The following is a 14,378-nucleotide window of genomic DNA, read 5'->3' as shown; positions in this document are numbered from 1 at the left end:
TCACTCGTCTACGCCGGCGCATCCGCCACGGCTATATGACGATCCACGATGCCGGGATCGGCCAGCAGTTCAGAGGTTGGCCCCTCGTGAACCACCGCGCCATGATCCAGCACCACCGCCCTTTGGGCAAATTGAAGCGCTTCCTGCACTTTCTGCTCTACAAATAGAATGGCGACGCCTTCCTCGCGGCTGAGCGTATCGAAGGCGTGCATCAATTCTTCGCAAATAATCGGCGCCAGGCCTTCCAGGGGCTCGTCCAGCAACAGCAGCCGCGGCCGCCCCAGCAATGTGCGCGCCACCGACAGCATCTGCTGTTCTCCGCCGGAAAGCTCGGCGCCGCCGTTGTTGCGGCGTTCGTGCAGGCGGGGAAACAAGCGATAGGCGCGATCGACGTCGCGGGCCGGCCGGCTGCGCAAGCCCGCGATGAGGTTTTCCTCGACGCTGAGCGAAGGAAAGACGTCGCGCGTCTGCGGCACATAGCCTATGCCCATGCGCGAGCGCGCCACCGTGCCGCTGCGGGTAATATCGGCGCCGTCCCAGCTCAGCGTTCCGCTGCGCCGGTCGGTAAGCCCCATGATGGTCTTGAGAGTCGTCGACTTGCCCACGCCATTGCGCCCGATGAGGCAGACGCGCTCGCCGGCGTGAATCTCGAGAGAAACCCCGTGCAGCACGGTCAAGGGCCCGTAGCCCGCCTCGACCTTGGAAAACTCCAGCAGCTTGCTCATGCCTGCCCCCCCTTGCCCAGGTATACCGCACGCACGACCTCGTTGCCGCGGATCTCGGCCGGCGCGCCGTCGGCCAGGACCGCGCCATTGGCCAGCACCAGGATGCGGTGCGCAAAACGAAAGACCAGCTCCATATCGTGTTCGATGATGACGACGGCCAGGTCGGCGGGCAGGCGCTCCAGTGCATCCAGTATGAGCTGGGCCTCGGATTTTGGCACGCCCGCCATGGGCTCGTCCAGCAGCAGCACCCGCGGCTTCAAGGCCAGGGCCAGCGCCACTTCGACCAGCCTCTGGTCGCCATAGGCCATTTCGGACGGCGTGCGCTGCGCGGCCCGCGACAGGCCCAGATCGCGCAGAATCGCCAGGGCTTCGTCCAGCACCGCGCCGTAGGAATTTTTGTGGCGCCACATATTGCCGATGCTGCCGTCGCGCTGGTGGATGGCCAGCGCCAGTTGATCGAGGACGGGAATATCGGGCGCCAGCTTGGATATTTGAAAGGTACGGACCAGGCCATGTCCCACGCGGCGGTAGCCAGGCCAGGACGTGACATTGTCGTCCGCCATGAAGATGCGGCCGCCGTCGGACTGCAGCGCCCCGGCGATCTGGCTGACCAGGGTGGTCTTGCCCGCGCCATTTGGGCCGATGATGGCCAGGCGTTCTCCGGGCTTCAGCGTAAAGGAAACGTCGTCCGTGACCTTGAGCCCGCCATACGCTTTGCTTAGGTGTTCGACACGCAAAATGCTCATGCACGCCTCCCGAAAACCGCCAGCACGTTATTGCCGAGGCGGCGCGCCACAAGCTGGATGACGCCCTTGGGCAAAAACACGACGACCATGAGCAGGACCCCGATGACGAACAGCCAGTGGAACGGATTGGCGGTGGCGGCAAAATGGTGAATGCCCGAGAACAGGGCCGTCCCGACGATGCCGCCCACCAGATTGCCCGAGCCGCCCAGCACCAGCATTACCAGCGCCTCGGCCGACAGCTCGAAACCCAGGCTGTCCAGCCCCACGATTTGATTGACCTGGGCGGTGATGCCGCCGGCCAGCCCGGCGAACACGCCGGCCAGGACATACAGCTTGAGCAGTTGCGGATAGATGCGCGTGCCGTTGGCGCTCATGCGGTCGCGGTTTTCGCGTATGCCCATGCAGCACAGGCCGAAGGGCGAACTCATTATCCGCTGAAGCACGATGAAACTGAGAAGCAACAGGATCATGCTGTACCAATAGCCGGTTACGCCGAACATGTCGAACTCGAAGCGGCCGAATATGGGCGAGACCGTAAAGCCCGAAAGGCCGTCGTCGCCGCCCGTGATGAAGCTGAGCTTGCTGGCCAGGTTCTGCATGATCTGCACGACGGCGATGGTCAGCATAAGAAACGCCAGCCCCTGGTAGCGCACCAGGAAAGCGCCGGCCACCAGCGCCAGCAGGCCGCCGGCAGCCGCCGCCACCAATAGGCCGGCCAGCGGATCGCCGGTAAGAAACTTGGCGCACAAGGCCGCGCCATAGGCCCCGACGCCATACATGGCGGCGTGGCCCAGCGTGGGCAGCCCCGCGTAACCGGTAACCAGGTCGAGCGACATGACCAGGATGGCAAGCGTTGCTATGCGCGTAAGCATCAACAAATTGCCGGGGAACAGCCAATACAGCGCAACAATCAGCACCAGGCCGGCCAGATGCCACTGCCAGGGAAAATAGCTGCCGCGGCCGATGGGCGAAGAAGCTTGGGACAACTGCATCATCGTCTCCGCAAAATGCCGTTGGGGCGCACGGCCAGCAGTATGATCATGGCCGCGTAAAAGAAAAAGTCGCCGAAGCCGGACGCCAGGTATTTGCTGGCGGTATCCACGATGCCCAGCAACAGCGCGGCGCACAGCGTGCCAGACACGCTGCCCATGCCGCCCACCGACACCACGACCAGCATGAGCACCAGGTACTTGAGCGGATAGTAGGGCTCGAGCGGCATGAGCTCGGCCCCCAGCACTCCGCCCAATGCGGCCAGGCCGGCGCCGAAGGCGAACGTGGCGCATTGGACCAGGCGGATATTGATGCCCAGCGACGACGACATGGGGGCGTTGTCCACCGAGGCCCGCAGCCAGATTCCGAAGCGTGTCCTGGCAATGATGAGCCACAACAGCAGCACGACCGCCAGCCCCAGAACCACCACCATGACCCGCTGCGCGGGCAGGGTGCGCTCGCCCAGCGTGACCGAGCCATGCAGCCAGCCCGGCAGGGGAATCTGCTGGATGTAGGCGCCCGCGAAAAAGCTGGCCACCGCAATGGCCGCGAACGTGAAGCCTATGGTGAACAAGACCTGCTGCAGTTCGGACTTGGCGTACAGGAAACGGAACACGAAGGTTTCGAGCACGGCCGCCAGCGCCATGGTGGCGACGATGGCCAGGACCACGCCCGCGAAGAACGGGAGGGCCTCGACCCGGATAAGCCAGGCGGCGACATAGCCGCCCGCCATGGCGAAGGCGCCATGGGCCAGATTGATGAAGCGCATCAGGCCCATGGTGACCGAGAGGCCTACGGAGATGACGAACAGCACCATTCCGTAGACGACCCCGTCGATCAAGATATTGCTCAGCTGCAGCACGTCCGCTCCTGCGTAACGATATTAAAGACAAGCCCCACGCCCCCTAGTGTCCTGTCTGGTTAGTTCGATCACTTATATTCGGATGCATGGGCTTGTCAGGCAAGGCGCAAACCACAGTGATAGCCGTAGCTATCGCGAGGATTTGCAACGCCGCATGGCGAGCCCAGGCGCCGAAGATAAGGATCAGAATTAGCCAGGCAGGGCACTAGGAGGAGCGTGGCGCCCGGCCGGGCCTTATTCCAGGCCGTGGTCGCCCTGAGGCCCGAAGTTTTCGATTTCCTTGTTGATGAGCTTGCCGTCGCTGCCGCGCTCGACCGTGCGCAGATAGACGTTCTGGGTAATGTGGCGGGTCTTGGGGTCGATCTTGACCGGTCCGCGCGGACTTTCCCAGGCAAAGCCCTTGATCGCCGCAATCGCCTTGGCGCCGTCCCTCTTGCCATCGGTGGCCTCGACCATTTTCTGGATGACGTGCATGCCGTCGAAGGCCCCGACCGATGCGTAGTTGCGCAGCGCATCCGGAGCCTGCTTTTTCATGGCGGCGTCGAAAGCGCGATTGGCGTCGGAATCGTGCGCGGCGGAATAATGAAACGAGGTATGCAGCCCGATTGCCGCATCGCCGAACTTCTGCAGGTCGAATTCGTCCATTTCGGCCGTGCCCAGGAACTTGATGCCCGCTTCACGCAAGCCGTTCTGGTTGTAGGCGTTGACGAAGCCCAGGTTGGGAGGCCCGCCCGGCAGGAAGACGTACACTGCTTGCGCGCCGCTGTTCTTGATGCGCTGGGCATAGGGGCTGAAATCGTTGGTGCTGAGCGGCATGCGTATGCTCTCGACCACGGTGCCGCCCGCCTTGGTGAAGGATTGCGTAAAGGCCTTTTCGGCGTCCACGCCGGGAGCGTAGTCGCTGACGGCCGTGACGACCTTGGTGATGCCGTTCTTGTGCGCCCAGTTGGCAAGCGGCACGGTGTCCTGCCACAGCGTGTACGAGGTGCGCACGAAATAATCGGACTTGGTGGTAATGACCGAGGTCGCCGCGTTGAAGATGACAGTGGGAGTCTTGGACTGTTGGATCAGGGGCGCCACGGCCATGGCATTGGGCGTGAACACGAGGCCGCCCAGGTAGTCCACCTTGTCGTTGACGATGAGTTCCTGCGCGGCGGTTTTCACGCCGCCGGGGTTGGGGCCGCCGCTGTCGCGGTAGATGATCTTGATTTCATGGCCGCCGAACTTGCCGTTTTGCGTGGCGAGATACGACTCGGCGCCGTCCTTGAACAACTTGCCGTAATGCGCAAAGGGGCCCGAGAACGGGGCGATGATGCCGACCTTGACGGGATCTGCCGCGGCATACCCGGAAATCGACGCGGCCACCAGCGCGACGGCGCCCAAGCTGAGTGCTTTCATGTTGTCTCCTGAATTGTGATTGTTGTGCAAGTTCGCAGCCGTGCAGGGAAAAACAAACACGGCGCACTTGTCTGCAAAAAATTCTATGCGCAAAAAGTTGGTAAGTCAACTAGTTGCAATACCAACAATTTAAACTTTTTGATACGAAATTTGCGGGCACAGGCTGGACTCGTACCCGCGACATCCCTATCATGGGCAATACCGCATGACCCTTATCCTCTGACAAGGCAACCCGCTATTCCACCTACAAAAAGGAGCCAGCCATGGGCATCATCAGCATGATCGTCGTCGGATTCATCGTAGGCCTCATCGCCCGCGCCATCATGCCGGGCGAGCAAAAACTCGGCATCATCCTCACCGTCATCCTGGGTATCGTGGGTTCGCTCGTGGCGGGCTATCTTGGCGCAGCCGTGGGCCTGTACGCGCCGGGCGAAGGCGCCGGCTGGATAGGCTCCATCGTGGGCGCCATCATCGTGCTGTTCGTCTACGGCCTCATCGCCAAAAAATCCTGATCCGCGCAATCAATGCAGCAAGCACACTCCCCGCACGCCAACCCCGTGCAGGGAGTTTTCGTCATTACCCAAAATGAGCTCCGGCGATTCCACTACCTACCCTTCTGTGCGCGGCCTGGAGCGAGGGTTGATGGTATTGCATGCCCTGTCCGAAATGGGCGAAGGGACGAGTGCACAACTGGCAAAAGCCACCAAACTCCCTCGTCCCACTGTGCATCGGCTGCTTGAAACGCTGCGCATGGCCGGCTATGTCACGCGCCCAGGCCTTCGGGACACCTACCGGCTGACGCTGCTTATCCGATCTCTGGCCGACGGCTACAAAGACGAAGACTGGATCTCCGAGATTTGCCGCCCGGTGCTGGCAGAACTCTGCGATACCGTCGTATGGCCGACCGACATCGCAACTTACGATAACGGGGCCATGGTCATCCGCGCAACGACGCATCAACGCAGCGCCTTGTCCATTACCCGGGCGACCGCGGGCTTGCGTGTTCCCATGCTTAGCACAGCCACCGGCAAAGCGTATCTTGCTTTCTGCCCGCAAGCCGAACGCACCGCAATTCTCGAAATGCTGGCGCTGGGGCCAGACCCCGATGGGGAAGCGCTGAAACTTCCCAAGGAAGTCGAGGCCGAGCTACTACTTACACGCCGACGGGGCTACGGTCTGCGCATCAAAGGGCAGGTCGAGAAAATTTCCACCATAGCCGTCCCATTGATGGCCGGAGAACACGTGCTTGCATGTTTGAATCTGAACTGGATTACATCGGCCATGGAAGCTGAAACAGCGGTACGCCGCTATCTACCCCCGCTGCGCGATGCCGCAAGCCGGATCGAAGCCGAATATTCGCGCTACAGCGCAGCGTGTCGCAATCCTTCCCCGCCTAAACGCAGCTAGCGCCCTTCTTCCTTCTTCCCGCAAAGTACCGCAACCGCCAACGCCCAGCGCAGAGCGGCGGCGCGGCTCTTTCTGTGCCGGCCATATTGCATGCCTACGCCATGCTCGCAACAACGTCCATGCAATGAACATTTTTTTCAGAGTTGTGCCGGCTTGTCATATCGCTTCCTATTATCTGCATGTGGGCGCTAAGCACATTTCGCCACCGTCCATCAAATCCGCGCATACAAAAGGGGGCATGCATCATGCAGCACATATCCAGCACGACAAGCACCAGACCTGTCATCGATTACAAGAATTTCTACAATGTCGGGCCTGGCACATTAGCCGGCCGCTACCTGCGGCAGTTCTGGCATCCTGTGGACACTTCCGCCAATATCGCCGCAGGCAGGGCGAAGCCGATCAAAATACTGGGAGAAGACTTCACGCTTTATCGTGGAGCGACAGGCAAGGCCCATCTCGTAGCCCCACACTGCCCACATCGCGGCACCCAGCTATCGACCGGATGGATCGAGGAAGACTCGATCAGATGCCTTTACCACGGATGGAGGTTCTCAGGCTCTGGCCAATGTGTCGAACAGCCCTCGGGCAGCTCCGAACAAGCGGCTCGGATCAAGATTGCCGCCTACCCGACCGAGGACTATCTGGGCCTTATCTGGGCCTACCTGGGAGAAGGCGAACCGCCGGCATTTCCCCCCGTCCCCGTCTTCGAGGGCGAGGGAATCACCGAGTCATTCGTGGAACCGATGGGATGCAGCTACTTCCAAAGCTGGGAAAACGACTGGGACGACTGTCATCTGTCATGGACTCATCGAAGGGGCGGAATCCACGTCGGATACGACATGTCCAGCATCAAGTTCGAAGAAACCGACTACGGAATCGTAAAGCGCGGCACCAAACTCGATGGCGACCAGCGCACCGTCGTGCTGTTTCAACCGGCAACGGTGCGCCTGCTCGTACCCTCTCCCAATGCGCTCTCGTACCAGGGAGCCGGCCCGGCCCTGCGCGACACCTACATCTTTCACACTCCTGTGGACGATGAAAACCATTTGTTCATTGCTACGCAACAAGTCAGGCTTCTCCCAGGGCAAGAGGAAGCCTACAAGAAGCAATACGAATGGTATCTGCAGCAACGCGCCCAGCATCGCTCCATCAAGGACGTAGGCGAGGACATCGTCGCCGGCCGAATTTCCATTGCCGACGTGCTGGATCATCCCTACCTGGTGCTGGTGGAAGACTATGCCGGACAAGTGGGCCAGGGACGCATCGCCAACCGGGAGGCCGAGCGCCTTGCACGCACGGATGCCGGTGTGCAATACCTGCGCCGGCTCTGGACCAGAGAGCTTCAAGAACTGGCCGAGGGTCGCCAGACCAAGCGTTGGACAGTCATGCAAAACATGCCTGGGTCGGAAGCAAACGAGCAGGCACTATTGAACAACACGGGGACTGGGGCAAAAACCGCCATGGACACCCGTGCCGCCATAGATTGATACCGACCAAACGGCTCACCTGGAGACTATCAAATGAATGCTCGCACAATACTGCTCGCGGCCGCCATCGCCAGCGCCTCGCAAACGGCCCAGGCCGACATCAATATCGGAGTCATCGCTTCTTTGACGGGGCCAGCGGCGATCCTTGGCACCGACATCAAACGTGCTGTCGCGTTGATGCCGGATTCCATCGACGGAGAAAAAATTCACTATACCGTGCTTGACGACGCTAGCGACCCGACTACGGCGGTCAAGAACGCCCACAAGCTGATCTCGGAGCGGAACGTAGACGCGATCATCGGCCCGAACACCAACCCGACGGCAGCCGCCGCCACACCGGCTGCCAGCGACAGCAAGACGCCCATCGTCATCATCACACCCTATATTCCCCCGAAAGACAAACGCGCGTGGGTGTTTCAGTCGACCCAGTCCGTGGGATTGATGGCGCAGTGCATTGTCGAGGACATGGTTGCACGCGGCGCAAAAACTGTTGGCTACATAGGCTTTGCCGACAGCCTCGGCGACATCTGGTATTCAGAGCTCCTGAAAGCCGTTTCGGCGGCCGGGATTACCGTGATAGCCGATGAGCGCTATGCTCGCTCCGACACCTCCGTTGCCGCCCAGACACTGAAGCTGCTCACTGCCAAACCCGATGTCGTACTCGTGGGCGCTTCCGGTACACCGGCCGCATTGCCGCCCATCGAGTTGCGCCAGCGAGGCTATAAGGGAAATATCTATTACACCCACGGCGTAACCAGCAAGGATTTTCTGCGTATCGGCGGCAAGCAAGTCGAAGGCGCGCTGATCCCGGTCGGCCCTGTACTGGTTGCGGATCAACTTCCGGATACCAGGCTCAGCAAGAAAACAGGTGTCGACTTCAACAATGCCTACGAAACGAAATACGGCCCGGGTAGCCGCTCGACCTTTGCGGGGTCAACCTGGGACGCCTGGCTGCTTCTCGCCAACGCTATCCCACCCGCGCTCAAGTCCGCCAAACCAGGTACGCCTGGATTCCGCCAGGCATTGCGGGACAACCTGGAGCGCACTCGAGAACTGCCGGGCGTCAACGGCGTCTACAACATGACCCCGCAAGATCATATCGGGTTGGATCATCGCGGCCGTGTCCTGGTCGAAGTCAGGCACGGTCAATGGAAATACATAGGCGCAGAAGCCGAGCGACGCACCATCGCCACGAGCAAATAGCGGCCAAAGCCAACCCGGACGGCCAGGCCGCTACAAGCCGCTACAATATCCTTCTGTGATCACGACTGCCATCCAGGAGGGGCGCATGACCGACTCCCGTTACCAAAGCGCATACAGCCCCGCGCGCTTCTGGCGCAAGCTGGAGCCGCGGGTTCGCAGCATCGGGCGCGAGGTGCTTGAAAAAGCGCTGTGCCTGTACTACGCCACGCAAAGCAGCGCAACGCCGGCCTGGGCCAAGCGCGTCATCTATGGGGCGCTCGGCTATCTCATCCTGCCGCTGGACGCCATCCCCGACTTGACCCCCATACTGGGCTATACCGACGACCTCGGCATCCTCGCGGCCGCCCTGGCCACGGTTGCCGTCTACATCACCCCCGACATCAAGGCCCAGGCAAACGACAAGCTCGAACAGTGGTTTGCTCCCCGGGCGGCCCGCACTTGAGCCCGCATCCGGATACGCGCCACGCGGCTGGCGGCACGGCCGGGCAAATACGTATCCGTGCTCGGGCTGGACACTCGCATGAATAGCGGCTCCCCGCTCAATACATACTGGCTGGCCGAAACCCTGCGCTTGCGCGAAGCACACTGGGGGCCGCTGGACGACTCGCGCGAACTGCGGCAGGTGCGCGCATCGGGCGCGGACTTTCCTCAAAAAATCCTGCTGCGCGCCATGCTGATCGGAGGCCGCGAAGGCATCGATCGCATTCTCCTGCACTGGCGGCAAATCGCCAGGCTGACGCTTGCCGGCATGCTGCTGGCCGCCATCCTGGCTGGCGCCGGCACGGCCCTGGGCGCGCTGGGCGACGGCGCGCGGCCGGTCAACCTGCTGCTGGCCGTGGCCGCCCTGCTGGGGCTGCACGCCATCACCTTCATCCTGTGGCTGCTGAGTTTCGCGCTCGATGGCCGAAACACCGGAGCCTGGCTCGGCCGGGCCTGGCTCTGGCTGACTCAAAAGCTGGCGCGCGGGCCCGACAGCGGCCTGGCTCCCCGAGCCCTGGCCGAACTGCTGGCGCGCCACGGCAGCCTGCGCTGGATCCTCAGCGCCGTCAGCCACGGCCTGTGGGTCGGCGCCATGCTCAGCGCGCTCCTGACCATGCTGGCGGTGCTCTCGGCCAAGCGCTATGGCTTCAACTGGGAAACCACCCTGCTGTCGCCCGACACCTTCGTGGCGCTGACCAAGGCCCTGGGCTGGCTGCCGGGCCTGTTCGGCTTCGCCATGCCCGGCGACGCCGCCATACGCGCCAGCGACGGCCTGCATGCCTTGCCCGAATCGGCGCAGGCGCTTTGGTCGAGCTGGCTGATAGGCTGCCTTGTCGTCTACGGCCTGCTGCCCCGGTTGGCGGGCTTTCTGGCAAGTATTTTCATCGCGCGGCGCGGCATCGCCTCCATCGCCATCGACGAAAGCCTGCCGGGCTATGCCGAACTGCGCGAGCGGCTGCAGCCCGCCAGCGAAAAAATGGGCATCGACGCGCCGGCCGGCCACGACGGCCTGGCGCAAGGCCAGCATGCCTTGTTCAACGGCGACGACAAGCCGGGGCCGTCGATGGTCGGCCTGGAGCTGCCTCCCGGCCTCGCCTGGCCGCCCGCGCCCGTGCCCGCGCACGTCCACGATCTGGGCGTCGTCGATACGGGGCCGCAACGCAAAGCGCTGCTGGACTACCTGCACGCCCAGGCGCCGGACAAACTGCTGATCGTCTGCGACGGACGGCAGACGCCGGATCGCGGCGCCATCGGCCTCGTGGCCGAAGCCGCAAGCCTGGCCGGCCAGACCCGCATCCTGCTGCTTGCCTCCCCCGGCAACACGCAGGAAAGCCGCCTGCCCGCCTGGCTCGAACGCCTTGCCGCGGCCGGCATCAGCGCCGGACAGGCCGGCACCGACACGCCCGCCGCGCTGGACTGGCTGGCGGCCTCGACACCAGGAGGCTCCGCCCATGCCTGACGCCCGCGACGATTGCCTGCGGCTGGCGGTGGTGGGGCACACCAACACCGGCAAGACCTCGCTGCTGCGCACGCTGACGCGCGACCCGGAGTTCGGCCAGGTGCGGGACAGCCCGGGCACCACCCGCCACGTGGAGGGCGCGCGCCTGCTGGTCGACGGCAAGCGCGTCGTCGAACTGTTCGACACTCCCGGCATGGAAGACGGCATCGGCCTGCTCGACTACATGGACCTGCTGGCCGAGGGTTCGCCGCGCCTGGACGGCCCCGACCGCATCCGCCGCTTCCTGGACTCCCCCGAAAGCCGGAGCCGCTACGAGCAGGAAGCCCGAGTCGTGCGCAAGCTGCTCGAATGCGACGCGGGCCTGTATGTCGTGGACGTGCGCGACCCCGTACTGGGCAAGCACAAGGACGAGCTCGCCATCCTGGCCGCATGCGGCCGGCCCTTGCTGCCCGTGTTGAATTTCGTGCACGGCTCGGCCCCGCATGCCGGCGCATGGCGCGAAACGCTTGCCCGCCTGGGCCTGCATGCCATCGCGGAATTCGATACGGTGGCGCCGGCGCTGGACGGGGAAACCCAGCTTTACGACAAGCTGGGCCTGCTGCTGGATACGCACGCGGCCCTGCTGCAAACGCTCAAGGCCGATGTCCTGCGCCAGCGCCGGATACGCCGGACCGATGCCGCCCGCCTGATCGCCGAACTGCTGGTCGATGCAGCCGCATACCGGCTAAGCAGCCTGCCGGACGACGACGCCCTGGAACAGGCCACGCAATCCTTGCGCAGTGCGATCAGCGAACGCGAAGCCGACTGCGTGCGCGCGCTGCTCAAGCGCTACAACTTCCACGCCAGCGACTTCCCCAATCACCCGCTGCCTCTCGAAGGCGAACGCTGGGGCATGGATTTATTCCATCCCCAGGCGCTCAAGGACGCCGGCCTGCACATGACCAAAGGCATTGCCGCCGGGGCCATGGCGGGCGCGACCGTGGATCTGTTCACTGCGGGCTTGAGCCTTGGCGCGGCGGCGCTGGTGGGCGCGGCGGCCGGCGGACTATGGCAGGGTGTGGATCGCTACGGCAAGCGCATCCTGGGCCGCCTCAAAGGCTACCAGGAACTCAGCGTCGACGATGCCGTGCTGTGCCTGCTGGCCTTGCGCCAGGCGGCGCTGGCGCGCGCCCTGGAAACGCGCGGCCACGCGGCGCAAGCGCCCATCAGCCTGAGGGATGCAGCGCCGGGGCGGCAAGACGCCATTGACGCCCCGAACACCCCCCTTCAGGAAGCCGCGCACGACGGACTCGCCGGGTTCGAAGCCGGGCTGCGCAAAGGCCGCGTGCCCGACGCATTGCAAGAAGCCCGAGGCCACCCTGAATGGTCGATGCCGGGGCGGAGCGGCACAGCCGGCCCCCGCCGCGAGCAGGTCGTGCGCGAGCTGGCGGAGCAACTTGGCGCAATGCTGTCACCGCCTGGAGGCGCCGCACCATACCATCGTGATCGCTAAAGCAGCCCCGCCGCGTTCAGCGCCTGGGTTTCCTTCCAGGCCCGCCGTATGAATTTCGCCGCCTCGACATTCTGCTCGAACAGATTGTATTTGGCGCCCAGCCCGTAATCGGCCAGGTTGATCATTTCGGTGGTAATGTAGCGCAGCGGGCTGTTCGCATGCGTGGCATGGTAGCGCAAGGCCTTGCGTATGGCCTCTTTGGAGGGCTCCAGCATGTAGGCATGCCACGGCGAATGCCATTCGCCGGGCTTGGGCCGCACAATGGGATACTGGATACCGCGCGCAAAAGAACCGTCGTCGTTCTTCACCCACAGGTTTTCAGGCTGGTTGGGCCCCACCGTGCGCAGCTGTATCCACTTGACGATGCCCAGGCCAAGCCACTCGTCGCACAAGGAGCCTTCCTCGAAAGGATCCAGCACCATGGCCCCCGACTCCGCGGCCTCACGGCATTCGGAAATATCCAGCTCGCGGGGATTGCCGATCTTGAAGTTCACATGGCTGTAGTCCATGGTGTAGTTGAACGGCACGCCCTGGGCCTGGATGCGCCGCGCGATGGGCGTCACGCGCGCCATGCTCTCGGTCCACATGTTCACGTGCAGTTCGAACGACGGCTCCACGCCCAGCTGCAGGCCGCGCTCGTAGACATCCATGTAGTGCGCCACGATTTCGTCGTCCGTCAGGACATGGCCGTCGGCATGGTGCGTGAAGGTCATGATGTTGTGGCACTTGGCGCCCACGTCGCGGCAGATTCCCAGGTTGTCGTACATCAGGGCCTCGTCGCGGCCCAGCATGTAGAACCAGCTTGCCGTATGCACGGGCAGATCGTACTTTTGCATGGCCCGCTCGTACTCGGCGAAGTTCTCGCGCAGCGGGATGCGGTCGAAATAGTCGAAGACCCCCGACTCCTTCACCAGGCGGAACTGCTCGCCGATGGGCAGTTCGTCCAGCGAAACCGGCCTGTCCAGCGACGACACCTGCACGCCGCGCCCGTTGCAGCCCAGCAGGAACGGAAACTCGCCGTTGGCGGATGCGACCGCCCCGCCGTTGCCCCCGGCCGCCATCAAGCCAATGCCTCTTCTTTTTTCGGCGCCGACTCGGCCGCGATCATGGACTGCACCATTTTTCTCATGCGCGTGGGCGACGCATCGATGGCCAGCTTCAAGGGGCGATGGTCGGGATACTTGCGCTCGTTGATGTGGATGGCTTCGAGAATGGCCTTGTCTTCCTGGAAGGCCGAACGGAACTCGGCCGACAACGCCTTGTTGGTTTCCTCGTCGGCGCTGAAGTTCTTGACGTGCAGCCAATGGTCGATGGTGGTGTTTTCGTCGACGGGCGTCATGAAGTGACAGGCGTAGATCTGGATGCAGTCGTCGCGGTTGCCCTCTTCCGCGCCCGTTCCGGTTGCCGCGCTGCCAAAATCGATGATCGCGATGCTGGGCGCATGGTAGTGGTAGTAGTGCCAGCGATCCACATGCCCCTTGAAATTACCGAACTTCTGGAACAGAGGAATGGCCGGCGCATCGTTGATCCAGCGCCAGGTCACCAGACCGCCATCCTGCTTCTCATGATGCACGGGCACGTCCTCGCCGGCCGATGAACCCAGGGTGGTCAGGTGCACGAAGTTGACATGGGCAGGATCGCACAGATTGTCGGCCAGGTTCAGGTAGTGGCAGCCGATCTCCAGCGCATCGCCTTCCACCGCGCTCCAGTTTGCGTCGTGGTACTGCGGCAGGTCATAGACCAAAGACGTATCGGCCAGGGCGGGGTCGCCCATCCACACCCAGACCAGCCCCATGTTTTCGTGGGTGGGGTAGGTGGCGACCGATGCGTTGGACGGAATGATGTCCTGTCCCGGCACGCGCACGCACTTGCCCGAGCAGTCGAACTGCAGGCCATGGTAGCCGCACTCGAGCGCATCGCCTTTGAGCCGGCCCTGCGACAAGGGCAGCATGCGGTGCGGGCACATGTCCAGATGCGCCACCACATTGCCGGCGCTATTGCGATACAACACCAGGTCCTTCGCCACGACGCGCCGCTTGTGCAGCCCGCCGGCGGTGATGTCGCGCGACCACGCCAGCGGATACCAAGTGTTCAATACGTACTCAGCCATATGTCCTCCGAATCGT

General features: G+C 63.1%; 14 protein-coding genes. 7 read left to right on the top strand and 7 right to left on the bottom strand.

Annotated elements, in window-relative coordinates; translation table 11 throughout:
• Positions 1–8 precede the first annotated feature (8 nt).
• From VNT00_RS02475 to VNT00_RS02455, 5 genes are all read right to left on the bottom strand, one after another.
• Positions 9–725 (bottom strand): ABC transporter ATP-binding protein, encoded by a 717-nt coding sequence (locus tag VNT00_RS02475; protein ID WP_325584151.1) that lies wholly within the window; start codon positions 723–725, stop codon positions 9–11.
• Positions 722–1,471 (bottom strand): ABC transporter ATP-binding protein, encoded by a 750-nt coding sequence (locus VNT00_RS02470; protein WP_325584149.1) that lies wholly within the window; start codon positions 1,469–1,471, stop codon positions 722–724. The genes VNT00_RS02475 and VNT00_RS02470 overlap by 4 nt, the downstream gene beginning before the upstream one ends.
• Positions 1,468–2,463, bottom strand: coding sequence for a branched-chain amino acid ABC transporter permease (locus VNT00_RS02465; RefSeq protein WP_325584147.1), 996 nt, complete (start codon positions 2,461–2,463; stop codon positions 1,468–1,470). Before VNT00_RS02465 ends, VNT00_RS02470 begins: the two co-directional genes overlap by 4 nt.
• Complete coding sequence (locus tag VNT00_RS02460; RefSeq protein ID WP_325584145.1) at positions 2,463–3,323, bottom strand: branched-chain amino acid ABC transporter permease; 861 nt, start codon at positions 3,321–3,323, stop codon at positions 2,463–2,465. The genes VNT00_RS02465 and VNT00_RS02460 overlap by 1 nt, the downstream gene beginning before the upstream one ends.
• A gap of 234 nt (positions 3,324–3,557) precedes the next feature.
• A complete protein-coding gene (locus tag VNT00_RS02455) occupies positions 3,558–4,721 on the bottom strand; it encodes an ABC transporter substrate-binding protein (protein ID WP_325584143.1) in 1,164 nt (387 codons plus the stop codon).
• Between the two features lie 263 nt (positions 4,722–4,984).
• Here VNT00_RS02455 and VNT00_RS02450 point away from each other — a divergent pair, with 263 nt between their 5' ends.
• The 7 genes from VNT00_RS02450 (at position 4,985) to VNT00_RS02420 (ending at position 12,252) form a co-directional block, all read left to right on the top strand.
• Positions 4,985–5,233, top strand: coding sequence for a GlsB/YeaQ/YmgE family stress response membrane protein (locus VNT00_RS02450; protein ID WP_325584141.1), 249 nt, complete (start codon positions 4,985–4,987; stop codon positions 5,231–5,233).
• A gap of 73 nt (positions 5,234–5,306) precedes the next feature.
• Complete coding sequence (locus VNT00_RS02445) at positions 5,307–6,128, top strand: IclR family transcriptional regulator domain-containing protein (protein WP_325584139.1); 822 nt, start codon at positions 5,307–5,309, stop codon at positions 6,126–6,128.
• Positions 6,129–6,373: 245 nt separating this feature from the next.
• Positions 6,374–7,618 carry a Rieske 2Fe-2S domain-containing protein gene (locus VNT00_RS02440; RefSeq protein ID WP_325584137.1) on the top strand — a complete coding sequence of 415 codons (1,245 nt, stop codon included), beginning with the start codon at positions 6,374–6,376 and terminating at the stop codon, positions 7,616–7,618.
• 33 nt (positions 7,619–7,651) lie between these two features.
• Positions 7,652–8,821, top strand: coding sequence for an ABC transporter substrate-binding protein (locus VNT00_RS02435; RefSeq protein WP_325584135.1), 1,170 nt, complete (start codon positions 7,652–7,654; stop codon positions 8,819–8,821).
• 85 nt (positions 8,822–8,906) lie between these two features.
• A complete protein-coding gene (locus VNT00_RS02430; protein ID WP_325584133.1) occupies positions 8,907–9,263 on the top strand; it encodes a YkvA family protein in 357 nt (118 codons plus the stop codon).
• Positions 9,264–9,341: 78 nt separating this feature from the next.
• The gene (locus tag VNT00_RS02425) at positions 9,342–10,760 is read left to right on the top strand and encodes a DUF2868 domain-containing protein (RefSeq protein ID WP_325584131.1); all 1,419 of its coding nucleotides are present in this window, start codon (positions 9,342–9,344) and stop codon (positions 10,758–10,760) included.
• On the top strand, positions 10,753–12,252 hold the full coding sequence (locus VNT00_RS02420) for a GTPase/DUF3482 domain-containing protein (protein ID WP_325584129.1): 1,500 nt from the start codon (positions 10,753–10,755) through the stop codon (positions 12,250–12,252). The genes VNT00_RS02425 and VNT00_RS02420 overlap by 8 nt, the downstream gene beginning before the upstream one ends.
• On the opposite strand, the gene VNT00_RS02415 is transcribed toward VNT00_RS02420, so the two are convergent.
• Complete coding sequence (locus tag VNT00_RS02415; protein WP_325584246.1) at positions 12,249–13,313, bottom strand: xylose isomerase; 1,065 nt, start codon at positions 13,311–13,313, stop codon at positions 12,249–12,251. The genes VNT00_RS02420 and VNT00_RS02415 overlap by 4 nt on opposite strands.
• Positions 13,313–14,362, bottom strand: a complete 1,050-nt coding sequence (locus VNT00_RS02410; protein ID WP_325584127.1) for an aromatic ring-hydroxylating dioxygenase subunit alpha — start codon at positions 14,360–14,362, stop codon at positions 13,313–13,315. Before VNT00_RS02410 ends, VNT00_RS02415 begins: the two co-directional genes overlap by 1 nt.
• Between the last annotated feature and the right edge of the window lie 16 nt (positions 14,363–14,378).

The sequence above is a fragment of the Eoetvoesiella sp. genome (assembly GCF_035555955.1).
Lineage (GTDB): Bacteria > Pseudomonadota > Gammaproteobacteria > Burkholderiales > Burkholderiaceae_B > Eoetvoesia.
Note: the sequence above shows the minus strand (reverse complement) of the source record. Positions and strands in the feature narration are given on the sequence as shown.

What these genes read in the sequence shown, in the direction of transcription:
- VNT00_RS02475 (WP_325584151.1), bottom strand. Translation starts at nt 725, where the DNA reads ATGAGCAAGCTGCTGGAGTTTTCCAAGGTCGAGGCGGGCTACGGGCCC.
- VNT00_RS02470 (WP_325584149.1), bottom strand. Translation starts at nt 1,471, where the DNA reads ATGAGCATTTTGCGTGTCGAACACCTAAGCAAAGCGTATGGCGGGCTC.
- VNT00_RS02465 (WP_325584147.1), bottom strand. Translation starts at nt 2,463, where the DNA reads ATGCAGTTGTCCCAAGCTTCTTCGCCCATCGGCCGCGGCAGCTATTTT.
- VNT00_RS02455 (WP_325584143.1), bottom strand. Translation starts at nt 4,721, where the DNA reads ATGAAAGCACTCAGCTTGGGCGCCGTCGCGCTGGTGGCCGCGTCGATT.
- VNT00_RS02450 (WP_325584141.1), top strand. Translation starts at nt 4,985, where the DNA reads ATGGGCATCATCAGCATGATCGTCGTCGGATTCATCGTAGGCCTCATC.
- VNT00_RS02445 (WP_325584139.1), top strand. Translation starts at nt 5,307, where the DNA reads ATGAGCTCCGGCGATTCCACTACCTACCCTTCTGTGCGCGGCCTGGAG.
- VNT00_RS02440 (WP_325584137.1), top strand. Translation starts at nt 6,374, where the DNA reads ATGCAGCACATATCCAGCACGACAAGCACCAGACCTGTCATCGATTAC.
- VNT00_RS02435 (WP_325584135.1), top strand. Translation starts at nt 7,652, where the DNA reads ATGAATGCTCGCACAATACTGCTCGCGGCCGCCATCGCCAGCGCCTCG.
- VNT00_RS02430 (WP_325584133.1), top strand. Translation starts at nt 8,907, where the DNA reads ATGACCGACTCCCGTTACCAAAGCGCATACAGCCCCGCGCGCTTCTGG.
- VNT00_RS02425 (WP_325584131.1), top strand. Translation starts at nt 9,342, where the DNA reads ATGAATAGCGGCTCCCCGCTCAATACATACTGGCTGGCCGAAACCCTG.
- VNT00_RS02420 (WP_325584129.1), top strand. Translation starts at nt 10,753, where the DNA reads ATGCCTGACGCCCGCGACGATTGCCTGCGGCTGGCGGTGGTGGGGCAC.
- VNT00_RS02415 (WP_325584246.1), bottom strand. Translation starts at nt 13,313, where the DNA reads ATGGCGGCCGGGGGCAACGGCGGGGCGGTCGCATCCGCCAACGGCGAG.
- VNT00_RS02410 (WP_325584127.1), bottom strand. Translation starts at nt 14,362, where the DNA reads ATGGCTGAGTACGTATTGAACACTTGGTATCCGCTGGCGTGGTCGCGC.